This is a genomic window from Streptomyces sp. NBC_01803 (genome assembly GCF_035917415.1).
Lineage (GTDB): Bacteria > Actinomycetota > Actinomycetes > Streptomycetales > Streptomycetaceae > Streptomyces.
In genome coordinates this window covers 1244933-1271700 of the sequence record NZ_CP109073.1, presented here as the reverse complement: position 1 = coordinate 1271700, position 26768 = coordinate 1244933, and the positions used below count along the sequence as shown (strand labels likewise).

At 71.4% G+C, this 26768-nt stretch carries 19 protein-coding genes; 16 read left to right on the top strand and 3 right to left on the bottom strand.

Annotated elements, in window-relative coordinates; genetic code table 11:
* Positions 1-27: 27 nt before the first annotated feature.
* Positions 28-1653 carry an FAD-binding oxidoreductase gene (locus OIE51_RS05155; protein ID WP_326595854.1) on the bottom strand — a complete coding sequence of 542 codons (1626 nt, stop codon included), beginning with the start codon at positions 1651-1653 and terminating at the stop codon, positions 28-30.
* 71 nt (positions 1654-1724) lie between these two features.
* On the opposite strand from OIE51_RS05155, the gene OIE51_RS05150 reads away from it, so the two are divergent.
* The 8 genes from OIE51_RS05150 (at position 1725) to OIE51_RS05115 (ending at position 11095) form a co-directional block, all read left to right on the top strand.
* A complete protein-coding gene (locus OIE51_RS05150) occupies positions 1725-2321 on the top strand; it encodes a TetR/AcrR family transcriptional regulator (RefSeq protein ID WP_326595852.1) in 597 nt (198 codons plus the stop codon).
* Positions 2318-3892 (top strand): glycerol-3-phosphate dehydrogenase/oxidase, encoded by a 1575-nt coding sequence (locus OIE51_RS05145; RefSeq protein ID WP_326595851.1) that lies wholly within the window; start codon positions 2318-2320, stop codon positions 3890-3892. Before OIE51_RS05150 ends, OIE51_RS05145 begins: the two co-directional genes overlap by 4 nt.
* A 324-nt stretch (positions 3893-4216) precedes the next feature.
* Positions 4217-6277, top strand: a complete 2061-nt coding sequence (locus tag OIE51_RS05140) for a dynamin family protein (protein ID WP_326595850.1) — start codon at positions 4217-4219, stop codon at positions 6275-6277.
* Positions 6278-6340: 63 nt separating this feature from the next.
* Positions 6341-8470, top strand: a complete 2130-nt coding sequence (gene fxsT / locus OIE51_RS05135) for an FxSxx-COOH system tetratricopeptide repeat protein (RefSeq protein WP_326595848.1) — start codon at positions 6341-6343, stop codon at positions 8468-8470.
* A gap of 163 nt (positions 8471-8633) precedes the next feature.
* Positions 8634-9245: an RNA polymerase sigma factor gene (locus OIE51_RS05130; protein ID WP_326595847.1), complete on the top strand. Its 612-nt coding sequence runs from the start codon at positions 8634-8636 to the stop codon at positions 9243-9245.
* Entirely contained in the window at positions 9242-9889 is a 648-nt protein-coding gene (locus tag OIE51_RS05125; protein WP_326595846.1) for a hypothetical protein, read from the top strand. Before OIE51_RS05130 ends, OIE51_RS05125 begins: the two co-directional genes overlap by 4 nt.
* A 329-nt stretch (positions 9890-10218) precedes the next feature.
* Positions 10219-10728, top strand: coding sequence for a hypothetical protein (locus OIE51_RS05120; protein WP_326595845.1), 510 nt, complete (start codon positions 10219-10221; stop codon positions 10726-10728).
* Positions 10718-11095 carry a DUF5955 family protein gene (locus OIE51_RS05115; RefSeq protein WP_326595844.1) on the top strand — a complete coding sequence of 126 codons (378 nt, stop codon included), beginning with the start codon at positions 10718-10720 and terminating at the stop codon, positions 11093-11095. The genes OIE51_RS05120 and OIE51_RS05115 overlap by 11 nt, the downstream gene beginning before the upstream one ends.
* A 210-nt stretch (positions 11096-11305) precedes the next feature.
* Here the strand turns inward: OIE51_RS05115 and bla are convergent, their stop codons facing one another.
* The gene (gene bla, locus OIE51_RS05110; protein WP_326595843.1) at positions 11306-12187 is read right to left on the bottom strand and encodes a class A beta-lactamase; all 882 of its coding nucleotides are present in this window, start codon (positions 12185-12187) and stop codon (positions 11306-11308) included.
* A 609-nt stretch (positions 12188-12796) separates the two neighbouring features.
* On the opposite strand from bla, the gene OIE51_RS05105 reads away from it, so the two are divergent.
* From OIE51_RS05105 to OIE51_RS05070, 8 genes are all read left to right on the top strand, one after another.
* Complete coding sequence (locus tag OIE51_RS05105) at positions 12797-13378, top strand: TetR/AcrR family transcriptional regulator (protein WP_326595841.1); 582 nt, start codon at positions 12797-12799, stop codon at positions 13376-13378.
* Positions 13379-13472: 94 nt separating this feature from the next.
* Positions 13473-15959: a molybdopterin-dependent oxidoreductase gene (locus tag OIE51_RS05100; RefSeq protein WP_326595840.1), complete on the top strand. Its 2487-nt coding sequence runs from the start codon at positions 13473-13475 to the stop codon at positions 15957-15959.
* 500 nt (positions 15960-16459) lie between these two features.
* Entirely contained in the window at positions 16460-17431 is a 972-nt protein-coding gene (locus tag OIE51_RS05095) for an alpha/beta hydrolase (RefSeq protein WP_326595839.1), read from the top strand.
* A gap of 93 nt (positions 17432-17524) precedes the next feature.
* Positions 17525-18193 carry a hydrolase gene (locus tag OIE51_RS05090; protein ID WP_326595838.1) on the top strand — a complete coding sequence of 223 codons (669 nt, stop codon included), beginning with the start codon at positions 17525-17527 and terminating at the stop codon, positions 18191-18193.
* 70 nt (positions 18194-18263) lie between these two features.
* Positions 18264-19904, top strand: coding sequence for an MFS transporter (locus OIE51_RS05085; protein WP_326595836.1), 1641 nt, complete (start codon positions 18264-18266; stop codon positions 19902-19904).
* A 104-nt stretch (positions 19905-20008) separates the two neighbouring features.
* Entirely contained in the window at positions 20009-20506 is a 498-nt protein-coding gene (locus tag OIE51_RS05080) for a DoxX family protein (RefSeq protein WP_326595834.1), read from the top strand.
* Positions 20507-20717: 211 nt separating this feature from the next.
* The gene (locus tag OIE51_RS05075) at positions 20718-22601 is read left to right on the top strand and encodes an amidohydrolase (protein WP_326600499.1); all 1884 of its coding nucleotides are present in this window, start codon (positions 20718-20720) and stop codon (positions 22599-22601) included.
* 52 nt (positions 22602-22653) lie between these two features.
* Entirely contained in the window at positions 22654-23370 is a 717-nt protein-coding gene (locus OIE51_RS05070) for a GPR1/FUN34/YaaH family transporter (protein ID WP_326595832.1), read from the top strand.
* Positions 23371-23408: 38 nt separating this feature from the next.
* On the opposite strand, the gene OIE51_RS05065 is transcribed toward OIE51_RS05070, so the two are convergent.
* Positions 23409-26153 (bottom strand): ATP-binding protein, encoded by a 2745-nt coding sequence (locus tag OIE51_RS05065; RefSeq protein WP_326595831.1) that lies wholly within the window; start codon positions 26151-26153, stop codon positions 23409-23411.
* Positions 26154-26768 lie beyond the last annotated feature (615 nt).

The following is a 26768-nucleotide window of genomic DNA, read 5'->3' as shown; positions in this document are numbered from 1 at the left end:
CTGGGGGAGGGGGGAGGGGGAGGGCGGTCAGCCGGCGGGCAGCAGCACGCCGGGGTTGAGGATGCCGGCCGGGTCGAGCGTGGCCTTGACGGCGCTCAGCACGACCATGCCGAGGGGCCCGGCCTCCCGGGCATACCAGTCGCGGTGGTCGGTGCCGACGCCGTGGTGGTGGCTGATGGTGCCGCCGGCCGCGATGATCGCCTCGTTCGCCGCCCGTTTGGCAGGTGCCCAGTGTGCCACCGGGTCCTCGCCCTGCGCCGAGACCACCGTGAAGTAGAGCGAGGCGCCGGTCGGATAGACGTGCGAGATATGGCACAGCACCAGCGGAGGGGTGCCGGCCTCGGTCAGCGTCCCGGTCAGCGCCTCGCGCACCTCCCGGTACAGCTCCGGCAGGGCCGACCAGAAGCCGGCGGTCTCCAGCGTCTCGGCGAACGCGCCCGCGTCCAGCAGCGCGTCCCGCAGGTAGGGCCCGGCGTACCGGCCGCGTTCCCAGTCCTGGCCCGGGGTCTCGCCCAGCGGTTCGCCGCCGCACCGGGTGAGCACCGCGTGGGTGGCGGCCCGGCGGTTGGCGGTCTCCTCCTCGGTGCCCTCGAAGCCGGCGATGGCCAGGCAGCCGGCGGCGTCGTCCGGTCGGCCCGTGAGGGAGTCCGGTCTGGCCAGGCCGATCATCGTCTCGGTCTCGTCGGACAGGCGCAGCACGGTGGGCAGCGGTCCGTCCTGCGCGAGGCGGCGCAGGGCCGCCGCGCCCTCCTCGAAGGAGCCGAACCGCCAGCCCTCGTACACCCGGGACGCCGGCGCCGGGCGCACCGCCACGGTCAGCGAGGTGATCACGCCGAGCGTGCCCTCCGAGCCGAGGACCAACTGCCGCAGGTCCGGGCCGGCGGCGGAGCGCGGGGCCCGGCCGACGTCCCAGGTGCCCTCGGGGGTGGCCACGGTCAGCGCGGTGACGAGGTCGTCGAACCTGCCGTAGCCGGCCGACGCCTGACCGCTGGAGCGGGTGGCGGCGAAGCCGCCGAGCGTGGCCCACTCGAAGGACTGCGGGAAGTGGCCCAGGGTGAAGCCGTGTCCGGACAGCAGCTCCTCGGCGCGCGGGGCGCGCAGGCCCGCCTGGAAGGTGGCGGTGCGGGAGACCGGGTCGAGGGCCAGCAGGCGGTCCAGCCGGCGCAGGTCGAGGGCGACGAAGGGGCGGGCGGAGCCGGCGGAGTCGCCGGAGCGGGGCGCCAGGCCGCCGACCACCGAGGTGCCGCCGCCGAACGGCACCACGGCCACCCGGTGTCGCGTGCAGGCCCGCAGAACGGCCAGCACCTCGGCGTGGTCCCCGGGCAGCACGACCGCGTCCGGGGCATCGGACGCCTCGCCGGAACGGATGCGCAGCAGATCGGGCGTTGACTTGCCGCGGGTGTGCCGGACGCGGCTCTCCGCGTCGGTGCGCAGGAACGCCGGTCCGCCGACCGCCGCGGTGAGGTCCGCCAGCTCCGGGCCGGCCAGCCGGGCGGGCGGCAGTGCGACGCCGGACAGTGGCACCGCGGGCGCGGCGTGCCGCACCCCGAGCAGCTCCCGCAGCAGGCCGGCCACGGAGTCCGGCAGCGGCGCCGCCCGGCCGGGGTCGCCCCAGCCGCTCCACACCATGTCCCGCATCGCTCTGTCGTTCATCGCTGCCCCTCTCCGTGGCGGCCCCCGGACTCCGGCGTCCTCGCCGGGACGGATACGTTACACTGTGACACATGACGCCTAACCGTCACAACGGCACCGCCGACGCCGTCCTCGACGCGGTGCGCGACTGCGTGCTGGCCGTCGGCGTGCGCCGCACCACCCTCACCGACGTGGCCCGTCGCGCCGGGGTGTCCCGGATGACGATCTACCGGAGCTGGCCCGACGTGCAGACGCTGGTCAGGGACCTGATGACCCGCGAGTGGACCGCCCTCGCGCGCTCCACGGCGGCCGGGCGGCGCCCCGGCCGGCCCGTCCTGGGGGAGCTGGTGGCGGGCGTCGTGGCCGGTCTCCGGGCGTTCCGCGCCCACCCGCTGTTCCGCAAGATCGTCGATGTGGATCCGGAGCTGCTGCTGCCCTACGTGCTGGACCGCCGCGGCGCCAGCCAGGAGGCCCTGCTCGACCTGATCGGTGAGGCGCTGCGCGAGGGCCACGCCGACGGCTCGGTGCGCCCCGGCCACCCGGCGCGCCAGGCCAGGGCACTGCTGCTGGTCGTGCAGTCCTTCGCGCTGTCCCTGCCCACCATGGCCGAGGACGCCGACCCCGAGCTGGACGAGGCCGCCTTCGCCCAGGAGCTGGCGCACATCCTGGAGAGGGCCCTCGCCCCATGACCGCACCCCCCGCCGACGCCTCGCTCACCGCCGCGCGCCGGGCGCGCGAACTGGCCGGGCTGGCCGAACCGGCCGTCGGCGGCGCCCGTTTCGTGGACCTGCTCGTCGTCGGCCTCGGCGCCACGGGCGCCGGAGTCGCCCTGGACGCCGCCTCGCGCGGGCTGTCCGTCGTCGCCGTGGACGCCCACGACCTGGCGTTCGGCACCTCCCGCTTCAGCTCCAAGCTCATCCACGGTGGCCTGCGCTACCTCGCCTCAGGACAGGTCGGCGTGGCCCACGAGAGCGCGGTCGAACGCGGGCTGCTGATGCGCGCCGTCGCGCCCCACCTGGTGCGGGCCCACCCCTTCGTGCTGCCGCTGACCCCGCTGGTCTCCCGGCGGCAGGGGGCCGTGATCCGGGCCGGTCTTGAGGCCGGCGACCTGCTGCGGGCCGCCGCCCGCACGCCCCGTGCCACCCTGCCCGCGCCCCGCCGGATATCCGCCGCCGAGACCCTCAGTCTGGCCCCCGGCCTGCGCCCCCACGGGCTGCGCGGCGGCCTGCTCTCCTGGGACGGCCAACTCGCCGACGACGCCCGGCTGGTCACCGCGATCGCCCGGACCGCCGCCGCGCACGGCGCCCGGGTGCTGACCCGGGTCCGGGCGCTGACCGTCACCGGCGACGGGGCCGAGCTGCGCGACGAGCTGACCGGGCGGACGTTCGAGGTCCGCGCCCGTGCCGTGGTCAACGCGGCCGGCGTCTGGGCCGGCGGGCTGGTCGGCGACGTCCGGCTGCTCCCCTCCCGGGGCACCCACCTGGTGCTGCGCGCCGCCGCCCTGGGCGGGCTGAGCGCCGGGCTGCACATCCCGGTCGCCGGCGCGACCAGCCGCTTCGTGCTGGTCCTGCCGCAGGACGACGGCCGGGTCTACGTCGGCCTGACCGACGAGCCGGCCGACGGGCCGGTCCCCGACGTGCCCGAGGCCCCCGAAACCGACATCGGCTTCCTGCTGGACATCCTCGGCTCGGCGCTCGACGTACCCGTCCACCGCGCCGATGTCGTCGGCGCCTTCGCCGGCCTGCGCCCGCTGCTCGCGCCGGGCGCGGCAGACGCCGTCGACGGCACCGCCGACATCTCCCGCCGGCACGCGGTGCTCGCCTCGTCCGACGGCGTGACCACCGTCGTCGGCGGCAAGCTGACCACCTACCGCCGGATGGCGCAGGACGCCGTGGACCGGGCCGTCGCCGTCCGCGGCTTGACCGCCGGGCCCTGCCGCACCGCCCGGCTGCCCCTGGTCGGGGCCGCCGCCCCGGCGGAGCTGGCCGGGCTGGACGCCCCGCGCCGACTGGTGCGCCGCTACGGCACCGAGGCCCCGGCCGTGCACGCGCTGGGCGCGGCGGACCCGGCGCTGCGCGAGCCGGTCGCCCCCGGAGCCGGGGTCACCGGGGCCGAGCTGCTCTGGGCGGTCCGGCACGAGGGCGCCCTGGACGAGGCCGACCTGCTGGACCGCCGCACCCGGGTCGGCCTGGTCCCCGCCGACCGCGCGGCGGCCCTGGACGCCGCGCGCGCCGCCCTCGCCCACGAGCGGGACCGTTAATGATGGGGGATCGGCTGTGATGCTGCCGCCCCTGACGGCCCGTCGGCCGGCGCGCTCACGCCGGTGGACGTCGATGTGACGGCTCGCGGTGCGAGCCGTCACATCGAGGCCCTCGCCCCGCCGCGGACCCGGTCCATCTCGCGGGAATCGCCGTGCGCGCCGACGACGAGGGCGCCGCCCTCCTCGACGCCTACCGCGCCCGCCGCGACCGGGACCGTTGTCCCGGGAGCGTCACGCCTCGGAAACAGTCCGCCGGATCCTCTGCCGGACCGGCTCCGGTGGAGGGGCGTTGCCGGTATAACACTCGCTCAAGGGGGCGAGACGATGACGACAGGTATAGAAGAGACGCGAGCCGGGCTCCGTGAGACGCTCGACCGGGCCGAGGCGTGGCTCCGCCGCGTGGCGACCCTTCCGGAGACTCCCGCCGACTGGGAGGCGCGGGCCCTTCAGGACGCTGACGGCGTACGGCAGTTGCGGACACGAGCATCCTCCGCGCTGATCAACGTCGCGCTGCTGGGGGCGTTCTCCTCGGGCAAGAGCTTCCTGCTCAGCGGGCTGCAGCACAAGCTCAAGCTGCTGGAGGTGGAACAGCCGGACGGGAGTGTCGCCGAGAAGTTCGTCGGGCTGCTGCCCTCCTCGCCGGTGCCGACCACGGCGTGCCCGGCGACCGTGCTGCCCGTCGACCCCGAGGACCGACCGGGCGGCGACGCGGACGAACGCCGTTTTCTGCGGGTCCAGTTCATGGATGCCGCCGAGGACGAGTGGGAGGACATCGGCGACCGCCCGCCGCCGGCCGTCGTGGCCGCATACGCGATGCACGACGCCGAGATCACCAACCGGCTGGAACCGCACTGGACCCGGGACGTCGCCGAGATAGAGATCCAGATTTCGCCGTACACCCTCCCCGCCAAGCTCTACGACCTGCCGGGCTACGGCTCCCCGAACGCCGTGCACGACCGCATCGTCGAACAGGCGATGGGGGACGCCGACTGCTTCCTCTACGTCTCGCACGCCTCCCGCTCCCTGTCCGAGAACGACCTCGCTCTCATCCGCTTCCTCTACCAGCACCACCGCGTCTCGAAGAAGCGCGTCGTGTGGGTGGTCACGGCCATCGACACGGCCACCCAGCTCGACCTGCGCGACATCCCCGCCTGGCGGGCCACCATCGACCGCAACAACGCCTATCTGCGTGAGAAGTTCACCGTCGACGGCCGCCCCGACCTGGGCTTCATCGGTGAGGGGTTCGTCCCGGCGTCGCCGGCGTCCGAGGCGCGCGGGGCGCTGATCGAGGACCCGGGCCGGGCGCGGCGGTTGACCGACGGCAGCCACATGGCCGCGCTGCGCGAGACCCTCGGCGGGCTGATCGAGCAGGAGACCGGGCGCCGCCGCATGGGGAAGGTCGCCGACGAGGCGCGCGGGCTGCTCGGTCGCCGCTTCTCGTCGCTGGCCGAACGGCTGCGGACCGAGCGCCTGCCCATCGAAGCGCTGGAGAACGAGCTGGCCGAACTCGCCACCAGGGCCCGGGAAGTGGAGGAGGCGATACCGCTCATCCGCGAGGACCTGGAGAAGAGGCTGCGGGACTACGTCAAACGCGCCGCGCGCTCGTTCAACGGGTTGTCCGCGCACCTGCACGCCGCCCTGGACGAACGGATTCGCACCACGGACGTCCGTCGGCCGGCGAAGGCCCACGAGATCCAGCGGGACCTGTTCCTGGCGAAGCGGAGCTGGGTCGAGGCGGAGCCGGACGGGCCGGCCGCGGTGTGGGCGGACCTGCTGGAGCAGTTCCGGAAGGAGGCGGTGCGCATGGTGCGCAGTCGGCTGGGAGCGGACGACGCCGCCGGCCGACTGCCCGACTACACCGTCGACTTCAGCGAGCTCGACCTGCCGCGCCCCCGGCAGGCACGCACCTCGACCGAGGACCTCGTGCAGCGGACGGCGGCCTTCCTGGGGATATCCGCCCCGATCGTCGCCACCGGGTCGTGGATGGGCGGCATGGTGACGGCGGGCATCGCCTTCCCGCCGGCCGCCGCGGTGCTGGGCCTGTCGGCGCTGGTGTACATGGGGGTGCAGCGCCACAGGGACCGTGCCACGTCTTTGGAGGTGACGCAGCAGGAGTGGATCGACGGGCTGGACACGGAGGCCCAGCAGGTGCGGGAAGCCTTCGAGTTGGCCATCGGCCTGAAGGGCACGGGGGTGCTTGAGAACCTTGAGTTCAACCTGTTGAAGTACCTGGAGGAGTTGGAGGAGTCCGCTGAGCGGGTCCGGGAACGCATGGCGCGTCCGGAGACGCAGGGACGGCAGGAGTTCGTGGAGGTGCTGAGCACGGTCGTCGACGAGGGCCGGGCCGTCATCGCGTCCCTGCGCGACACCGCCCTCGCCGACTGACGGTGAGGATGTGGATGGCGCCGCTTGCGGGATGGGCATGCTGGAAGGTAAGGGGGAGGTCTCTTGGACGACCCGGGGAAGGCAGCCGATCAGCCACCGCCTGTGGAAGTGCGCAACGTCCTGCGAGGCGGTGTGAACGGACCTGTCGTGCAGGCAGGCGCCATTCACGGGGATGTCTTCATTCGTTCGGGTCCCCCGCCCGCGTCTCAGGTGGAGGCGTCCGCGGGATCGTCCAGGCTGCCCCGCAGGCCGGTCGACGTGCTGTGGGGACGCGATCAGGTCCTCGCGGAAATCTCACGCCTGCTGGACACCGTTGACGGGAACACCCTGGGAGCCGCGGTCGTCGGCTTGGCGGGCATGGGGAAGACCGAACTGGCCCTGCACGCGGTCCACAGGTCAGCACGGCGCACGATCTGGTGGGTCTCGGCGGAGAAGCCCGACGCGGTCCTCCGGGGTCTCGCCTCCCTCGCCTACCGGCTGAGACCGGAGATACGCGAGTGGAACTCTGTGACGGACGCCGCGGACTGGGCCATGGAGTGGCTGCACTCGCACGACGACTGGTTGCTTGTCCTCGACAATGTCGAAGACCGCGAGAGCGTCGCCGAGATCGTGGCTCGATGCGGCAAGGGACCTGTCCTGGTGACGAGCCGATGGGACCTCAACTGGGACCGGATCGGCCTGGCCACGATACCGTTACCGGTCCTGGCCCGGTCGGACAGCGTCCGATTTCTGCTCGCGGAGACCGGACTGGACGACGCGGACGCCGCGGAGCGGTTGGCCCAGCGCATCGGTGACCTCCCTTTGATGCTGGACCAGGCATGCGCCCACATCCGCGAACAGGACCTCTCCTTCGACGAGTACACCGACCTGTTGGCCTCACAACCGCAGACGTTGCTTGGCTCCGCGGCCTGGAGCGACATCCACCGTTCGAGCGTCGCCCGGACATTCAGGCTCAGCCTGGACGCTGTGTCCTCCAGGCGGCCGAGTGCCGCAGAGCTCCTGGGCGTGATCTGTTGCTTCTCCCCGGACTCCGTACCCAGACGGTTCTTGCGGACCCAAGCGGAGGAATCGGTCGAACTCCGCGAGGACATCGGCATCCTCCGCGCCTATTCGCTGATCACCGCGAACAGGGACGAAGTCGGAGTGCATCGGCTGCTCTGGGAGTACGTACGGGCCGCTCTCACGGTCGAGCCCCGGGTGACGGCGGCGACTTACTTGCGCCGCGCTCTGCCCAGCCAAGACCTCGCCGATATCCCCAACTGGGCCCGATGGGCGGAGCTCGCGGATCACGTCGACGCCCTTGACCCGCTGATCGCCGAGGCCGGGATCCCGCAGGCGTCACTCGACTTGGCCAACTGCGCACACCGGGTCGGAGAGTTCCAGCTCTCCCAGGGCTGGCTGAAGGGCTCCCGACGCCTGCTGAGCCGCGCAGTCGAAGAACGCACACGATGGCTCGGCCCCGACGCCCCGGACACGCTGGCCGCTCGGCATCGGCTGGGCGAAGCGGTGCGCGGGGCCGGCGACCTGGACGAAGCCCTTGCCATGCACAGCGCCGTCCTGCGGACTCGTGAACAAACACTCGGCTCCGACCACCAGCAGACCCTCCAGACCAGGGAAGCCCAGGCGATCACCAAGAACGCGATGGGCCGGCTGGACGACGCCATCGTTGAACACCAGGCGATCTACCGTGCCCGGGTGGCGGCGCTGGGCCAGGACCATCCGGACACGATCTGGTCCTTGCACAACCTGGCGATCACCTACAAGAACAACGACCAGTTCGACTCCGCCATCGCGCTGCATGAACTCGTCCGCGCCAAACGCACCGCCATCTTCGGCGCCGACCACCCGGACACACTGCGATCCCTGCACAACATCGCGAACACCTATCACCACGCCGGCCGCTACGCCGAGGCGATCGAAGCCCAGGAGCGCAGTGTCACCGAACGGATCCACCACGTGGGTCCGCACCATCGTGACACCCTCCGCTCACAGTCAAACCTGGCCGACCACTACCTGGCAGCCGGCCGGGTCGAGGACGCGATCACTCTTCACCGATCGACATTGCGACAGCGTGAAACCGGGCTGGGCGCCGACGAGCCCGACACCGTTTGGTCGCGCGGACAATTGGCGAAGGCACTGGCGGCACGGGACAGTCCCGCCCCACGGACGCCCCAAGGCCAACGACCCATCTGACGGGGCATGTTTGTGACGCGCGTCCAAGCGGTCGGATCGAAGCCCGGGTTTCCGTCCGCCACGCCTCCTTCCCGTCCCGCCCCTGACCGGCGCTTGTAACGCTTCTCCGACATCCCGCCAAGTAAGGGTGTGAGGGCAGGGACAACGACAGGAGAGCCCGCAGGTGAACATACGCACCAGGAGCCGCGGCGGCCCGGCCGAGGCGGCCCGGGATCCGGAGCTTTTCGAGGAGTTCTACCGGCGGCATGTCGACGCGGTGACGCGATTCCTCGCGCGCCGCGTGGATGACCCGCACACGGTGGCCGACCTCACCGCCGAGGTCTTCCTCGCGGTGATCGACTCCGGGCACACCTACCGGCCGGGGCTGGGCAGTGAGCGGGGCTGGCTCTACGGCGTGGCGCGCAACATCGCCTCGGCCGAACGCCGCCGCGCCGCCCGTGAGTCCGTGCTCAGCGACCGCATCGCCGGGCGCCGCCTGCTGGAATCCGACGACATCGCGCGGCTGGAGGAGAAACTCGCCGCGGAGAACGAGGGCCGCCGCGCCCTGACCGCGCTGGCCGGCCTCCCGGAGGGGGAGCGGGCGGTCATGGAGCTCATCGTCGCCGATCAGCTCACCCTTCGCGAGGCCGCCGCCGCGCTGGGGATCCGCCAGGTCACCGCCCGGGTCCGGCTCCACCGTGCCCGTACGGCGCTGCGCGTCGCCACCGCACCACCCGCACCGCCCGAGGTGCCCGAAACCGTCAACCGCACTGTCTCCTTGAGGAGTGAGTCATGAACACCTCGTTCGAAGACCGTCTGCTGAGCGAACTCAAGCGCGAGGTGGCGCTGGCCGTCGCCGAGGAGCGGGAGCGCGCCCCGGCACGCCGTCGGCTGCTCACCCCGGCCCGGGCCGGCCTCGGCCTGGCCGGCGCCGCCGTGGCGGCCACCGCCCTGGTCGTCCTGCCGGGCGGGACGAGCACGCCGGCGTACGCGGTCGAGCAGACCGGGGACGGCGGGATCGTGGTGCACATCTCGGACTGGCCGCAGGGCGAGCAGGAGGTCACCGAGTTCGCGCAGACCCTGCGGGACGCGGGCGTGGCTATCGTCTACAACCCGCCTGAGGGCTACCTGTGCCGGCCGTTCCCGGGCGGCTCCCCGTCCGCCCCCCCCGAGGAACTGCCGCCCCTTCCGCCCGGCGTCGACACCGTGAGCCTCTTCAACTTCGCGGGCGGGGCCACCGCGATCGCTCCCCGGGTCGCCGGGGCGACGGTCCCCGGCGACGGCGCGTCGGTGGAGGAGCCCAGCACCACGGGTACTGAGGAGGACTTCGCCTACGAACTCCAGGAGGGGGACACGGTGATCCTCACGGAGATCGGGGGCGCGGGCTCCATCGCCTTCATCGAGGGCGCCTGCGACCCGGTGCCGGACTCCACGGAGTAACGGCACCTGACCCCGGGGCCCGCCGGCCCGGCCTCCCGGCGGGCCCCGGCGCGCTGCTCGCCCAGCTCGGCCAGATCCCCGGCGTCCGCAACGCGCTGGGTGACGCGTCGGCGCCGGGGCCTGGGTCGCGGCGGCAGCTCGGCGTGCGCGCCCGGTCGACGGACGGGGCTTGAGGCGTTCGGTAGTGCGTTGCCCGGGAACGGCCGGTCAGCCGGCAGGCCGCCGCGGTGCCCAGCTGCGATTCCGGGGGCCGGACCAGTCCGCGGCCATCGGGAGCCTTGCTGTTCGGCCCGGCTGTGTGAGACGAACTATCCCGGAAATGGGGTCGGTTGACTATCGTGGGCGGGGTCACCGGCGTGCGTGGTGACCGGGCCATGGACGAGGGCGGAGGGGGATCCGTGGAGTTATGGCAGTACGCGCTCCTCGGGGCGTGCGGGGGCGGTCTGATCGAGATCGTCGCGCTGTTCAACCGCCTCGGTGAGTGGCAGGCGGCCCGCCGTACGCCCACCGGGCGGATCCGCCGGAACCCGCCGAAGTTCACCAGCTACATCGACATCGGCCCGGTCCTGGCCATCACCGTGACACGGCTGATGCTCGGGGCGGCCGTCGCCATGGCGTTCGGGGGCAGCGGCCAGGTCGACGGGGGCTATGCGGCGATCACGGTGGGCGCCACCGCGCCCGCGCTGCTCGCCCAGCTCGGCCAGATCCCCGGCGTCCGCAACGCGCTGGGTGACGCGTCGGCGCCGGGAGCGCCGTCCCCACCGGGGGAGCCGGCAGCGTTGAACGTCGCCGTCCCCCCGATTGTGCCCAGCCAGGGAGAGGTCGCCAGTGAGCAGTGAGAAGTCCTTCGGGGCGCGGTACTTCGCCGGCTTGGTCGGCGCGTCGAACAACGTCAACGTCAGCCACGTCAACGTCAGCCACGTCAACGCCTCCACCGCGTCGGCCGCCCCGGCACGCGCCCGACTGGCCGAGGCGGTCGTCGTCCTGCGAGCCGAGCTGGCCCGTGAATGGGACGCCGTGCCGCCCGCCGACCGCGACGACGCGATGGAGGCCCTCGACGAACTCCGGGCCCTCCTCGCCGACCCCGATGCCGAACTCGGCAGGCTGCGCCGCCGGATCGGCATGATCACCGATGCCCTCGCGCACGTCCCGTCCCTGACGGCAGCGGTAACCGCCCTCGTAGCGGCCCTCCCCCAGGACGACTGACCCACCGCGCGCCCGCGCGCGCGGCATCGCCAGAGAGCGGGGAGGGGAGGGGACGGCCGGCGGCGGCGGGTGGCGTCGACCGTCAGCAGGACGGCCGAGTCCGGCCCCACCTCCGTCGGCGCCAGCAACGTGGCTCGCTTCCGCGTTCCGCGCGCGCCACATCCGGCGCCACATCCGGCGCGCCACATCCAGCGCCGGTCCAAGCGTCCGTCAGGTGAGTGCTGTCGCCAGCAGCGTGGCGGTCTTGGCGACCAGCGGTTCATCGGCCGGGGATTCGGCATCCTGTTGGGTGGACAGCACGGCCAGTACGAGAGGTTGCCGGTCTGGTGGCCAGGTGATGCCCACGTCGTTGGTGGTGCCGTAGTCGCCGGTGCCGGTCTTGTCCGCCAGAGCCCAGTCGGCGGGAAGTCCTTTGCGGAAGCGCTGTCCGCTGGTCGTGTTGGCCAGCAGCCAGCCAGTCAGCCGCTCACGGTCTCTGGGGGCAAGCGCGCTGCCGAGCGTGAGCCAGGCGTAGGTCTGTCCGATGGCGTGGGGGCTGGTGGTGTCCGTCACCCGCCACGGCTCGGCCGAGTTCAGTTCGGGCTCCCACCGATCGAGCCGGGTCGTCCGATCCCCGAGGGATTGGCAGAAGTGGGTGATCGCGGTCGGGCCTCCCAACTGTCGCAGCAGGAGGTTCATCGCCGCGTTGTCGCTGTAGTCGAGAGCTGCGGCGCACAGCTCGGCCACAGTCATGCCGTTCGCGAGACGCTCCGGCTGACCGGCGATGGGAGCGTAGCCCGAGTCCGTGACGTCCTTCTCGGTGTACCGGACGCGCTGGGCGAGGAACTCGCCGTGGCGGTCGAGATCCCTCAGAACCGCCGCGACGGCCATCGTCTTGGCCACCGAGCAGATCGGGAAGCGCTCATGCGCACGGTGGAGCACCGTCTGTCCGGTGGCCGTGTTGTGTGCGAACACGCCCAGCCGAGCGGAATGCTCCCGTTCAAGATCGTTCAGCTGACGCAGGACCCCGTCCTGGCCCGGTGACGCACCGTATGCGGGCGCGGCTGTGGGCAGGGCGGCGGCCAGTCCCGCCCCAGCGCCGAGCCGCAGCACCGCGCCACGAGACAGGCGTGAACTCCCGTTGCTCAAGGCTGACTACTTCCCGTCCGATGTCACGACTCTCACAGGAGAGGACGTCCTGACGGATCACATGATTCCACTTCGGGCGTATGACCCGAGCAGGGCCGCACGCTATGCGCTGACGTGCGATGGATCCACGCGTCGGAGAACGAGGGCGAGCTCAAGCGGTCAGCGCATCACCGTTGTTTCAGAAGGTCGGCGGAGACCGTCCCGGACGCGTTCCGCGACGGTCTCCGGCAGACCGCGATGGCCGGTGATTCCTCCCCGCATGCCAGTTCCCCTGGCCCGGTGAGTGCCGCGCTGGCATCTCCACATCCGGAACGTGGTGATCCTCAAGTCCGGGACGTCGGCCCGCGTCCGGGAGAACTTCGGCGCGTTCGGCTTCGAGCCGGACGCCGGCGACCTGGCGGAGATCACCGCCCTGAACACCGGCACCCGCCTGGGCCCGGCCCGGACACGTTCGACGGGAACTGACCGGCCCCCGCATCCGGCGAGTCCCCCGCGCGGACCGCTCGGGCGGGCCGGTCGCGTCACGTCGTCGGCCCCGAGTCACTATGATGGACGTCATAGAGAGGGGTGCCCATGGGGCGACGGTCGGACGCGCGTGAGCGCATGCTGGGCAGTGCGATGCGCTTGTTCCGGGAGCGGGGGGTCGCGGGGACCTCCATCGCGGACGTGATGGCGGAAGGGCAGGCCCCCCGGGGCTCGCTCTATCACTATTTCCCGGGCGGCAAGGCCGAGTTGGCCGAGACGGCGACCGCGCGGGCCGGGCGGGCCATGGGGGCCACGATCAGTGCGCTGACCGCCGAGCGCGGGCCGGTCGGGACCTTCACCGCCATCATCGACCTGTTCCGGCAGCAGTTGCTCGACACCGACTTCGCCGCCGGCTGCCCGGTCGCCGCGGGTGGGTTGGCCGAGGCCGATGCGCCGGGGGCCCGCGCGGCGGCCGGGGAGGCGTTCGCCTCGTGGGAGTCCACTCTTTCCGCCTCGTTGTGGCAGCACGGGATCCCGGCCGAACGTGCCGACCGGCTGGCCACCTCGGGGCTGGCCATCGTCCAGGGCGCACTGGTGCTGGCCCGGGCCCAGCGCAGCACCCGGCCGCTGGACCGAGTATGTGAAGAATTCGCCGCCCACTTGCGGGCGTTGCTTGATGAGCACGACTGAGGGTTGCCCCCCTCTCCGGCGAGCCGCAAGCTGGTGCCTCGGCAAGTTCTATGCCGATCGTCATAATCACCCTGCCGGAAGGGACGGTTCAGGGATGGACCGCGCGACGACGACCACCGCACGCAAGAACGCGTGCATCCTCTGCGAGTGCAACTGCGGCATCGAGATCACGCTCGAAGGCCGCCGCTTCGCCCGGATCCGGGGCGACAAGGCGCACCCCAACTCGGGCGGCTACACCTGCGAGAAGGCGCTGCGCCTCGACCACTATCAGAACGGCCGGCACCGGATCAGCTCCCCGATGCGCCGACGCCCGGACGGGCGGTACGACGAGATCGACTGGGACACCGCCATCCGCGAGATCGCCGCGAGACTGGCCGGCGTCCGCGACACCCATGGCGGGCACACGATCCTCCAGTACGGCGGCGGCCAGGGCAATCACCTCCCCGCCGCCTACGACCGGTCGTTGCTCACCGCGCTCGGCGGCGGGCTCACCTCCAACGCGCTGGCCCAGGAGAAGACCGGCGAGGCGTGGGTCGACGAACAGCTTTTCGGCGGGCACACCAAGGGCGACTTCGAGAACACCGAGGTCGCGGTGTTCCTCGGCAAGAACCCGTGGCAGTCCCACAGCTTCGTCCACGCCCGGACGACCCTCCGCCGCATCGCCGCCGACCCGGCGCGCTCGATGATCGTGCTCGACCCGCGCGTCACCGAGACCGCGGAGCTGGCCGACTTCCACCTCCGGGTCAAGCCCGGCACCGACGCCTGGTGCCTGACCGCCATGCTCGGCGTCCTGGTCCAGGAGGACCTGGTGAACCACGCCTGGCTGGCCGAGCACACCACGGGCGCGCCCGCCGTGCTGGCCGCGCTCGGCGACGTGCCGGTCGCGGACTACGCCCAGCGCTGCGATGTGGACGAGGAGTTGATCCGGGCCGCGACCCGCCGCATCGCGCGCGCCTCCAGCGTGTCCACCCTGGAGTACCTCGGGCTCGAACAGTCGCCCAACAGCACGCTGACGTCCTACCTGAGCAAGCTCCTGTGGATCCTCACCGGGAACTTCGCCAAGCCGGGCGGGATGCATGTGCACTCCTGGATGTTCCCGGTCTTGGGCTCCTGGTACCCGTCCAGCGCCCACCCGCTGCCGCCCGAGCCGACGCTCCGGGAACGGATCACGCTGGCGGCCATGAGGCTGACCGCGCGGCCCCTGCTGGCGCTGCTGCCCCGGATGGCCACCCGGCGGCGGTGGCGCGTGGTCGCGGACCGCCTGGCCGGGGCGGTGCTGTCCGCCTCGTACGGGACGGTCGCGCCCAGAATGGCCGACACCCTCGCGGCCTCGCTCATGCGGACGGACGGCCCGACACACACGCCGGCCACCAACGCGCCGCTGGCCAGCGGCATCTTCCCGCCCAGCGCCATCGCGGACGAGGTGCTGTCCGATCACCCGGACCGCATCCGCGCGATGTGGATCAACGCGGGCAACCCGGCGCACTCGGTGGCGGATTCACCCCGCTTCCGGGAAGCGATGGCCAAGCTGGAGCTGAGCGTGGTCATCGATGTGGCGTTCACCGAGACCGCGCGGTGCGCCGACTATGTGCTGCCCGCCAGCAGCCAGTTCGAGAAGTACGAGGCGTCGTTCTTCAACCTGGAATTCCCGCGCAACACCTTCCAACTCCGGCAGCCCGTGCTCGAACCGCTGCCCGGCACCCGGCCCGAGGCCGACATCATCGCGGACGTCGTGCGCGAACTCCGCCTGGTGGACGACGAGTCAGTGGCGGCGCTGCGCAAGGCCGTGGACGGCGGACCGAACACGTTCACCCTGCTGTTCTTCACCATGCTCGTCGCTCGGCCCGAACTGCGCCCGCTCTTCCCCCACTTGCTGTACGAGGCGCTGGGCCCGACGCTGCCGCCGGGGGCCGGTGCGGCGACGGTGCTGTGGGGGATCAGCCATCTCGCCGCGATCGCCCAGCCGGAGGCCGTCCGGCGGGCGGGCTTCACGGGCGCGGATCACGAGCTGGGCGGCAAGCTGTTCGACGCGATCATGAACAGTCCCTCCGGTGTCGAGTTCACCGTGGACGACTTCTCCGACGCCTGGAACTACGTGCGGTACCCCGATCGCCGCATCCACGCGGAGATCCCCATGCTCCTCGACGAGATGCGTGGCCTGGTGGACGCCCGCAGCGACTGGACGAGCGAGGAGTACCCGTTCATCCTGGCGGCGGGCGAGCGCCGGGCGTTCACGGCGAACACGATCATGCGGGATCCGGCGTGGCGCCGCCGCGACGCGCAGGGGGCGTTGCGAATGAGCCCGGAGGACGCGGAACGCCTGGCCGTGCGGACGGGCGCGCGGGTCCTCGTGGTGACGGAGACCGGCTCGGCGGAGGCGGTCGTGGAGGTCACCGACACGCTCCGGTCCGGCCACATCACCATCCCCAACGGCCTCGGCCTCGACCACCCCGGCGAGGACGGCGAACGACGCCGGACGGGCGTCGCTCCCAACGAGCTCACCGCGTCCCACCGCCGCGACCCCTTCTTCTGGACGCCCTGGCACAAGCACGTCCCGGCGCGGGTGGAACCGCTGAGCTGAGCCGGAGCCGGGCGGGGGGCGAGCGGAAGCGCGAAGCGTGGGGGTCTCCCCGCCGTCGCGGTTCCGGGACGCGCGGACCCGGACCGATCCGGGTCCGCGGGGGGACGGTTTCCGTTGGCGCCGGCAGCCTCGCACAGAGCCACGACCGCGCGGCCGTCACCGAGGGTCGGCGCGGGGGTGCGCCATGGTGGAGAACGTCCAAAGCGACAAGGTCGGGGTCGCCGGACAGAGTGGGGTCGGTGTGGGCAAAGCCGTGCCAGGAGGCGGTCTCGTTCCACCGTCCCGCGTCGTGGTGCGGCCATCCGACGAGCAGAGCGTACCCGGTGCGCGATCCCCTCGATCCCGTCGATCACCTGCGGTGGTCCCGCCGCCTGCCACGACGTCCTCCGTGCCCTGGCGGGCATGCGTTGTGCACACAGGGCAAACTTCTCGATTCCGCCGACTCCTACGTTGGGCCCGACTCCCGGTACCGGGCCCCGTACGAGGAAAGGCAGTCCGTGATGTCAGACGCGCAGAGCAGGATCGGGCCGGTTCTGGAGGTGGACGCGGCGGGGTTCGCCGCGGCGACGGCTGAGCCGCCGTTTCTGTACGAGATTCCGGTGGAGGACGGGCGCAAGGCGGTGGACGAGGTCCAGTCCGGTGCGGTCGCGAAGCCGGAGGTGGACGAGGAGTGGGTGACGGTCGAGGGTGGTCCGACGGGCTCCGTCCGAGCGCGCGTCGTGCGTCCGGCGGGACACGAGGGGCTGCTGCCCGTCATCGTCTACATCCACGGCGCCGGCTGGGTGTTCGGTAACGCGCACACGCACGACCGTCTGGTGCGGGAGCTGGCCGTGGGTGCCCGCGCGGCGGTCGTTTTCCCCGAGTACGACCGGTCGCCCGAGGCCCGCTACCCGGTCGCTATCGAGCAGAACTACATCGTGGCCCAGTGGGTCGTGCGCGAGGGCGCCGCGAACGACCTCGACCCGACCCGTATCGCGGTGGCCGGTGACTCGGTCGGCGGCAACATGTCGGCCGCGCTGACTCTGATGGCCAAGGACCGCGGCGATGTCGCGCTCGCCGCGCAGGTGCTCTTCTATCCCGTGACCGACGCGGCGTTCGACACGCCGTCGTACCACCAGTTCGCCGAGGGCTACTTCCTGCGCCGGGAGGCGATGAAGTGGTTCTGGGACCAGTACACGACCGCCGAGGCCGACCGCGCGCAGATCACCGCGTCCCCGTTGCGGGCCACCACCGAGCAGCTCGCCGGCCTGCCGCCGGCCCTGGTCATCACCGCTGAGGCCGACGTGCTGCGCGACGAGGGCGAGGCGTACGCGGACAAACTCCGCGAGGCCGGGGTTCCGGTCACCGCGATCCGGGTCCAGGGCGTCATCCACGACTTCGTGATGCTCAACGCGCTGCGCGGCACCAAGGGCGCGGAGGTCGCCATCACGCTGGCCGTGGACACGCTCCGCAAGGCTCTCCACGGCGTCTGAGCACCGCCCGCCGGCGTGCGGCCGGTGTTCGGTACCGGCCGCTCCGTCCTCCCTCAACGACACAAAACGGTATAAAAGTTAAGGAAGTCAGTCATGCCTGAGTTCGATCTCGACAACGTCTCCGCCGCGCCGAGCCCGGATCTGCTCACGCCCGACAACGCGATGATGCTGTTCGTCGACCACCAGCCGCAGATGTTCTTCGGCACGGGCAGCGGCGACCGCGGCGCGATCATCAACAACACGGTGGGCCTGGCGAAGGCCGCCAAGCTCTTCGACGTGCCGGCCGTGATCACGACGGTGGCCGCCGAGTCCTTCTCCGGCCCGGCGCTGCCCCAGCTCGTCGATGTCTTCCCCGATCACAAGCTCATCGACCGCACCTCGATGAACGCGTGGGAGGACGAGAACCTGGTCGACGCGGTTCGCGCCACCGGCCGCAAGAAGATCGTCATATCCGGCCTGTGGACCGAGGTCTGCCTCGTCCTGCCGGTCCTGTCGGCGCTGAGCCAGGGCTACGAGATGTACGTCGTGGCCGACGCGTCCGGCGGCGTCACCCCGCAGGCTCACGAGCACGCCCTGGAGCGGATGATCCGCGCCGGGGCCGTACCTGTCACCTGGGTCCAGGTCCTGCTGGAGCTTCAGCGGGACTGGGCGCGCGGCGAGACCTACAACGGTGTGATGGACATCGTCAAGGCCCACGCGGGCGCCTACGGCCTCGGGGTCGTCTACGCCAAGCACTTCATCGGCGCCAACGCGGCCGGCTGACCACCGGGCGGTCGCGGGTGCAGCGGGGCTCCGGGCACGCCGGAGCCCCCGACCGGAGAGAGGACCGGAAGTGGGGAACGCGGAGTTCGGGCCGGAACGAGTGGCTGCCCGCCAGTCGGGCATCGCACCAGCGGCACCCGGATTTCGTGAGGCATGGCGACCCTTCGCCGTGCCCGTTTTCCGGGCGTTGTGGATCGCGCAGTTCGTCTCCAACACCGGCACCTGGATGATGACGGTCGGTGCCCAGTGGGAGCTGATCGGCCAATCGGGTGCGGTGCTCGCGCTGGTACAGACGGCGGTGAGCCTTCCGCTGCTGCTGCTCGCGCTCCCTTCGGGCGTCCTCGCGGACCGCTTCGACCGCAGAAGACTTCTCATAGCCGCCCAGTACGCGATGGTCGCGGCCTCGGCGGCTCTCGCCGTGACGGCCTTCACCGGATTGCTCGGATCCGGACTGCTGCTCGCGCTGCTCTTCATCATCGGAGGCGGCTCGGCGTTGATGGGGCCGGCCTGGCAGGCCATCCAGCCCGACCTGGTCGACCGGGCCTCGCTGGCGCAGGCCGCCGCGCTCGGTTCCGTGAGCATGAACCTGGCCCGTGCGGTCGGCCCAGCGCTCGGCGGCTTCGTCGTGGCCGCTGCCGGTACCGGATGGGTGTTCGCCTTCAACGCGGTCTCCTACCTGGGAACCGCCGCTGTGCTCACGGCCTGGCGCGCCCCGCACCGCGGTCGTAGCGACGCGAGCCGGGAAGGCATCCTCGCCGCGGTGGAAGCCGGGCGTCGCTACGTCCGCTACACGCCGGACATCCGACGCGTCCTCCTGCGTACCCTTCTTTTCGTCCCAGCGGCATCGGCGTTGTGGGTTCTGTTGCCGCTCGTCGCGGAACAGCGGCTCGCCCTGGGCGCCTCCGGATACGGACTACTGCTCGGCTCGGTGGGGCTGGGAGCCGTGGCTGGTGCCTTCCTGCTGCCGTGGCTGCGCCGCGCGTGGGGAGCGAATGCTCTCCTCTTGATCGCCGCCGTCGTGTGCGCGGCCGTCCTCGCGGTCCTTGCCCTGTCCAGCGTGTCGTGGCTGGTGACGGCTCTTCTGCCCGCGGCCGGCTTCGCCTGGATATCGGTGCTCTCCGTGCTCAGCGCGGCGCTGCAGACACGCCTGCCCGGGTGGGTGAGGGCTCGCGCCCTCGCCGTACAACTGATGGTCTTCCAGGGTGGCATGGCCCTGTCCGCCCCCCTGTGGGGCTTGCTCGCCGACCGTCTCGGACTTTCCCTCGCGCTGAGCACTGCCGCGGCCGTCCTGCTGGCCGGGGGGCTGTCCGTGCGCGCTCTGCCCCTGCCGGTCGGCGACTCGGACCCCACCGTGTCGGACCACTGGCCGGAGCCATCCGTGAGGTCCGCCCCCGGCCCCGACGCCGGGCCGGTTCTGATCACCGTCGCCTACCGGGTGCCCGAGGTGCGAACCGGCCACTTCCTCGCTGCCATGCGACCCGTCGCACGCGCGCGCCGCCGCACCGGAGCCATCACGTGGGGCCTCTACAGGGACGGCGACGACCCGGAACTGTTCGTCGAGCACTACCTCGTAGCCACCTGGTCCGGACACCTCGCCCAGCATCACCAGCGACTCACCGCTGATGACCGTGCCGCTGAGGAGGCGGCCCGAGCCTGGCTCGCGGAGGGCACGGTGCCCAAGGTCACCCACGCATTCGACGCTCTGACCTGATGGGGTGTGCCTGTTGAGGACAGCGTCGGACACGCTCGGGCAAGTGGCCGTCCCCCTCCGCTTCCTATCGTGGGGCCTCCCGGCGTCAACACAAGGAGCAACCCATGGAACTCGGTCTTCTGATTCTGAGGGCCGTGACCGGACTGCTGCTGGCAGCACACGGAGTGCAGAAGGTGAGTTTTCATCTCGGCGGCAAGGGACTCGCGGGCGGCACCGAGGAGTTCCGGCACGACGGTTTCCGCGGTGGAGTGCTGACCGCGGTTGCCGCGGGAGCGACGCAGATCGGTTCCGGTGCGCTGCTGGCCGCGGGCGCGCTCACGCCGCTCGCCGCCGCGGGCGCGATCGGTGTGATGACGGTAGCTCTGACCGTGAAGTGGTCGCACGGGCCGTGGGTCCAGAACGACGGCTACGAGTACCCCCTCTTCTTGATCGTCGCCGCCGCTGCCCTGTCGTCGACCGGCCCCGGCGCCTGGTCGGTCGACGCTGTCCTGGGTTTGCTGCCCTGGAGCGGATGGTGGCTGGCTTTCGCCGTTGTCCTGGGCGTCGGCGGCGGTCTCGCCACGCGCACCGCCTTGCACCGTTCGGAGCCGGCCCGTTCCTGACCCCCGCTGAGGTGGCTCAGCCGGAGTTCCGGCCGCGAGCACGCCTGTGGCTCGCGGGGCTGCCTTCTCCTGTGTGCTTCCGTGAGCAACCCGTGTGCACTCTCGGTAAACCCGGGAGCCACACCGGCTCCTACGGTGAGGTCATTGCCCAGAAACCCGGGGCGCCTGTGACGGCCCCACGATCTCACCGGAGGTGAGCGACGTGACCAGCATGCCGGTCGCGGGTATGGTCCCGGCGTCAGGCTCTGTCGAGCCCGCCGAGCTTCTCGTCCGCAACGCCAAGGTGTACACGGGCGATCCCGAGCGCCCCGAGGCGCGGGCCGTCGCTGTCCGCGGTGGCGCGGTCGTCGCCTTGGGCGACGACCGCACGGTGGCCGGCCTGGTGGGGCCGGCGACGAAGGTGGTCGACGCGCTGGGCCGGCGGGTGATCCCCGGTCTGAACGACTCGCATCTGCATGTCATCCGGGGTGGGCTCAACTACGTCCTGGAGCTGCGCTGGGACGGCGTGCCCTCGCTGCGCCAGGGGCTCGCGATGCTCAAGGAGCAGGCCGGGCGCACACCAAAGGGGCAGTGGATACGGGTGGTCGGCGGCTGGACGGCGGACCAGTTCGCCGAGCGGCGGATGCCGACCGTCGCCGAGCTCAACGCGGCGGCCCCTGATACGCCGGTCTTCGTCCTGCACCTGTACCAGTCCGCGCTGATGAACCGGGCCGCTGTCCAGGCCGCCGGATTCACCGCGGAGACCCCCGACCCGCCCGGCGGCCAGATGGTCCGGGGCCGGGACGGCAGTCCCACCGGAGTGCTGCTCGCGGCGCCGGGCGCGCTGATCCTCTACTCGACGCTGGCCAAGGCGCCGTCGCTCGACGCTCACCACCAGCGCGTCTCCACCAAGCACTTTCTGCGGGAGCTGAACCGCTTCGGTCTGACCTCCGCGGTGGATGCGGCCGGCGGCTTCCAGAACTTCCCGGACAACTACGGGATCGTGACCGAGCTCGCCCGCGCGGGAGAGCTGACGCTGAGGATCGCCTACCATCTGTTCCCGCAGACAGGTGGTCAGGAGATCGCCGACCTCACACGGTGGATCGAGATGGTCCGCCCCGAGGACGGTGACGCGTGGCTGCGCCTCAACGGCGCGGGCGAGAACCTCACCTGGGCGGCGGCCGACTTCGAGAACTTCACCGAGCCGCGTCCTGAACTCTCCCAGGGCTACGAGGTCGAGTTCGAGAAGGCCGTGCGCCTGCTCATGGAGAACGGCTGGGGCTTCCGCCTGCACGCCACCTATGACGAGACGATCCGCCGCGACCTCGACGTGTTCGAGAAGCTCGCCGCCGACGGGCTGTTCCCGACCGGGAACCGCTGGCTGTTCGACCACGCCGAGACGGTCAGTGACTCCAGCCTGGACCGGATCGCGGCTCTCGGTGGGGCGGTGTCCGTGCAGAACCGCATGTCCTTCCAAGGGCGCGCCTTCGTCGACCGCTACGGTGCCCAGGCCGCGGCCCACACTCCTCCGGTGCGGCGCATGCTCGCCAAGGGGCTCGTCGTCGGCGCGGGCACCGACGCCACACGGGTGTCCTCGTACAACCCGTGGGTCGCGCTGCACTGGCTCGTCACCGGGCGGACCGTTGGCGACCTCGCCCTTTACCCCGCGGAGAACCGCCTCACGCGTGAGACGGCCCTGGAGTTGTACACGCGAGGCGGGGCCCGTCTGACCGGCGAGGAAGGCGTCAAGGGCATCCTCAAAGAGGGCTACTTCGGGGACCTCGCGATCCTCTCCGACGACTACTTCACCGTGCCCGAGCAGGACATCGCGCACATCGAGTCGGTCCTGACCGTGGTGGGCGGACGCATCGTCCACGCGGCGGCCGAGTACGAGGGACTCGACGAGGCGATCGAGCCCCTCAGTCCCTCCTGGAGCCCCGTCGCCCACTTCGGTGGCTACCAGGCCACGCCGCGGCCCAGCGTAACCGGTGCCCGGCAGGCCGACCTCCTCGCGGAGGCCGTCGCCGAGTCGGAGCAGCACCGTCAGTGGCGGATGGCACGCGGCTTCGCGCCAGAGCCGCGCACGGAGATCTTCGACCCGTGCTTCGTGCTGTGAACCCCCTGCCCAGCAAGCCCTTCCGCAGACGACGGCTCCCAGGGAGATCACGATGAACGCCAGTCAAGACCAGCATCCTCAACAGCCCGAACCCGCCGGCCGGCATTTCGAGCCGGACCTCCGTTCGATGACGCGGATCAATCTGCGTCCGATCGCGTCCCCGATGCCGCTCGGCTTTTTCGCCGTGGCCATCGCCTCGGTGATCGTGGGAAGCCTGCAACTGGGGTTCTTCGGTGACGATGCCCATCGTGCGGTCGCCCTGACGATCCTGCCGGCGTTCGTTCTCCAGTTCTTGGTGAGCATCCTCGCCTTCGGAGCGAGGGACGTCCTCGCGGCGACTCTGATGGCCTGTTTCTCCGGGACATGGTTGGCGAGCTCCCTCGTTCTGGCGGTCAACCCGCCGGGTGGTGCCGAGGTGCTCGGTGTACTGAACCTCGTCTTCGCGTGCTTCGCCCTGCTCATGGCGTCGGTCGCGCGGCGCAAGCGTGCCCTGTGGTTCGTCCTCTGCGTTGCCGTGCCACGGTTCGCGGTAGCCGCGCTCTACAACCTCACCGGCGCCGAGTGGCTGGCCTATGTCTCGGGGGCGTTCGGACTGCTGCTCGCGGCGGTGGCCACGTACGCGGCATTCGCGCTCATGCTGGAGGACATGCGAGGCGAGCAGGTTCTCCCGATCGGACGCAGCGGCCCGGCGCATGCCGCGGTGGAAGGGGACCTCACGGTTCAACTGCGCGACCTGGAACGGCAGGCGGGCGTGCGCCGCACGTTGTGAGTGCCGGCGGGCGTGCGCGGACGGGAGGGTCCTCGGGCTCAGCCCGCGCTCAGCTTGTCCCTCAGCTGGCCGCGAGAGGTGATCGCGAGCTTCGGGAAGATGCGGTACAGGTGCGCGCCGATCGTTCGCGGTGACAGGTACAGCTGCTGACCTATCTCCTTGTTGGAGAGGCCCTCCGCCGCGAGCTGCGCGATCTGCAGCTCTTGAGGTGTCAGCAGGTCCCAATCGGTACGGCTTTGACGCTTGCTGCCCTCGCCCGCCGAGCGGAGCTCCTGGCGGGCGCGTTCGCACCACGGCTCCACACCGAGTGCCGCGAAGGACTCCCGGGCGATCCGGAGCGGAGCGCGAGCTTCCATCACGCGGCGTTGCCGTCGGAGCCAGGCGCCATGGGCGAGCATCAGTCGGGCGCGCGTAAAGGGCGCATGGGACATGTCCAGATCGAACGCCGCTCGGAAGCGCTCTTCCGCGTGCTCGTCCTCGGAGAGCAGCGCATGGGCGAATCCCAGGTTGATCCGGGTCAGTTGGGCCTCGCTCGATCCGGCGGTCGCGTCGAGCTGCCGCAACGCGGCCCTTGCCATGGCTCGTTGATCATCGCCCGTCGCGGCCTCGGCCAACTCCGCGATGGCGATGGTCTGCAGGAACGGATGGTAAGCAGGGTCGGCCGGGTCGAATACTCGCCAGACGCAGTGAAACGTTTCCGCGTGGTTGCCGGCGGCGAGGCCGATGAGGCCGCGCGTGATCTGGATGAACGCGAGACCGGACGGATTGGCCACGGACAGCCCGCGCCCCTCCGCCTCGCCGATGACAGCGAGCGCCGTGTCCAGATCTCCGTGCAACGCGGCGAACTGAGCCTTCGCGATCCGCGCACCGGCCAGCCAGCGAGGCTGGGCGTTCTCCTCGGCCAGACGCATCGCCTCGGCCGCGGCCGGGAGCCCGGTCTCCCAATCGACGGTGTGCACCGCGCTCAAAGCGAGGGACACCAGAGTCTGGGCCAGAAGGCCCAGACGGCCTTGGGCACGAAGCCCGGCCGCCGCGTGCTGGAGGAATCCAATGGCGTGGTCGTACGCGTTCACTGTCGTGGCCGCGGTGCCCAGGGTGGCGGCGGCCAGAAAGTCGTATCCGCCCTGACGTTCGAGGCGCTCCAGGCGGTCGAGCACCGTCCCTGACCGCTCCACCGGGGTCGCCGTGGCCAGTGTGTACACGAGGTCCGGGTGGAGTTCCGGAACGGGCAGCCGCTCGGCCGCGGCCACCACGCGTTCCCGCAGTTCTCGACCTGGGTCCGACCACCAGCACCGCCGCGCGGCTGTGCGCAGCAGCCGCAGGGCCAGTTCCGGATCCCCGGCCTCGGAGACCCGCTCCGCTGTCGTGATCAGGAGGTGCAGCCGAGGGATGCTCGTCGCGACTTCCACTTCGAGTCCCTCACGCAGCAGGAGCAGTCGCGCCCGCTCCCGCACGCCGAACTCCAGCGGCTCGGCCTGCCGCAACAGGCTTGACGCGTGGTCCGTCTTGCCGAGTTCGAGGCCCAGCTCGGCGGCGTTCAGGACGCGTGCCGCTCTTCCTTCGGGGAATTCGCTCAGTGCTGTGGCGCGTTCCAACGCCGTCATGGCCACCGCGGTGGCGCCACGCCCTCTCGCTCTGAGGGCCACCTGGTCCAGTTCCCGCGCCACCGCTTCGTCGGGACGGCCGATGGCCGCGGCCCGGTGCCATGCCTGTCGGTCAGGCTGTCCGTGCAGGATGTCGGCGAGTGCGCCGTGGGCGGCGAGACGGTCGGTGAGCGTTGCCGAGCCCAGGACGGCGGAGCGCACCAAGGAATGGGTGAAGCCGATGTGGAACTCGTCGGCGAACACCAGACGTGCGGCGATGGCGGGCTCCAGGGACCGTACGGAAATCTCCGTGCCGGTGAGCGTCGAAACGGCGGCGAGCACCTCGGCCAGCGCGTCGCCGTCGTCGGCGGCGGTGACGAGCAGTGCGCTGCGCGTGTCGGAAGGCAGATCGGCCAGGCGTGAGGCGAAAGCACGTTCGAGTCTGGTGGTGAGGGGGAGCGTTGTCGATGCCACGGACTCGGAGGTCGCCTCCGCGCCGAGGATGATCGGCAGCTCGATGAGCGCCAAGGGGTTGCCGGCGGCCGTGTCCACCACGCGGCGGCGTACGCCTGGGCCGAGACCGGGTTTGCGGGCGTCCAGCAGAGCGTCGGCCGCGGTCGGCTCCAGCGGCCTCAGATGGAGTGCGCGGATGTCAAGGGTCGCCAGCGAGGCGGTGTGGCCTTCGCGGAGGGCGAGCAGCAGGCCGAGGGGTTCGGCACCCACGCGCCGTGCGATGAAGCCGAGAACGTCCAGGGTCGGCGTGTCGAGCCATTGGGCGTCGTCCACGACCAGCAGAACGGGGATGTCGGCGGCGGCCTCGCCGAGCAGGCTGAGCGTGGCCAGGGCGATCATGAAGAACTGGGGGGCGGAGGTGTCGGAGGACGGCTCCGCCATGCCGAAGGCGCTCCGCAGCGCGTCCGCCTGGGCGGGAGGAAGGCCAGAGACGCGATCCATCATGGTCCGGGTCAGCTGGTGCAGCCCCGCGAACGGCAGATGGGTCTCGGCCTGTACACCCGATGCCTTGAGGACGGTGATTCCCGAGCTCTGGGCCCGGGCGACCGCGTGGGCCAGGAGGGAGGATTTGCCGATCCCGGGGGCTCCTTGGATCAGCAGCGCACTGCCGCGCTCCGGTAGTCCGTCGACCAGCTCATCGACAGTCGCCAGCTCTTTGTCCCTACCGAACAGTATGTTGTCTGGCATCCAAGGCTCTCCCGCACCAGTGATCTGACCTGGACAGGAGCAGTCTACGTGCGCGCGGAGAGCACGGATCTGCGCTCAGAGTCAAGCGTCTCTCGGCGATATCGCGTCCTCACCGTCGTTTGGCGGTCAGCATGCCGATGACGTAAGTCATCCGGCGTTCCAGGCTGGGTCCGGCGGCTGGACCTGCTGCCGGGCCGGCCGCTTGCGCGGCGGTGGGTCCCGGCACCGTGACCGGCTGGAGCCCCCCGTGACACCTGTGATCGACACGGCCGGATTCCCGGAGAACGGGACCGTCGAGCGCCGCTGGAGCCGGGCTGTCGCCATGGCCACTCCGCCGGTGACGGTCGCTTCGTACGGGGCGCCATCGCTGGAAGGCCCGGCACCGCGCGGGCCGCCGGTGACGTCGAGGGCCCACGGTCGGTTCCCGACACACCCCGGCCCGGGACGTCCGCGCCCGCGTGGACCGGCACCTCGGGGATCCGGGGTTCGGCCCGGGCGCCGTTGACGAATTCGTGTGTCCGGGGATTGAGGTAAACACCCGGTAACGGGCTCTTATTCCCCTTGCTACGGCGGACCGGCGAAGATGAACGGCGTGGGGCGACATGGGTACGGCAC